Genomic DNA, 293 nt, shown 5'->3' with positions numbered 1-293 from the left:
TCCGCTGACTGACAACATCGACGCCGGCCTGAAGTATCGATTCTACAACGCACCGAGCGTTGTGGTGGTTGATGCTGTTGGCGGCGAGCACGAAGCAGACTTCCGTTCGCACTCGCTGCTCTGAACGTTCACCTTCAACTTCGGTGGTGATGAGCCGGCTCCGCCGCCTCCTCCGCCGCCGCCGCCTCCGCCCCCACCGCCTCCGCCGCCGCCGCCTCCGCCGCCGCCTCCGCCTCCGGGGTGCAACACGGGCCCGTACATCGTCTTCTTTAACTGGGCGCAGGCGGACATGA

At 66.6% G+C, this 293-nt stretch carries 1 pseudogene; it reads left to right on the top strand.

Annotated elements, in window-relative coordinates:
* Window positions 1–293, top strand: a pseudogene (locus ACEWMW_RS14480) (OmpA family protein); the annotation flags it as partial.

This window comes from Litorerythrobacter xanthomarinus (genome assembly GCF_046254955.1).
In the GTDB taxonomy this organism is placed as follows: domain Bacteria; phylum Pseudomonadota; class Alphaproteobacteria; order Sphingomonadales; family Sphingomonadaceae; genus Qipengyuania_C.
This window is presented reverse-complemented; position numbering and strand designations above follow the sequence as displayed.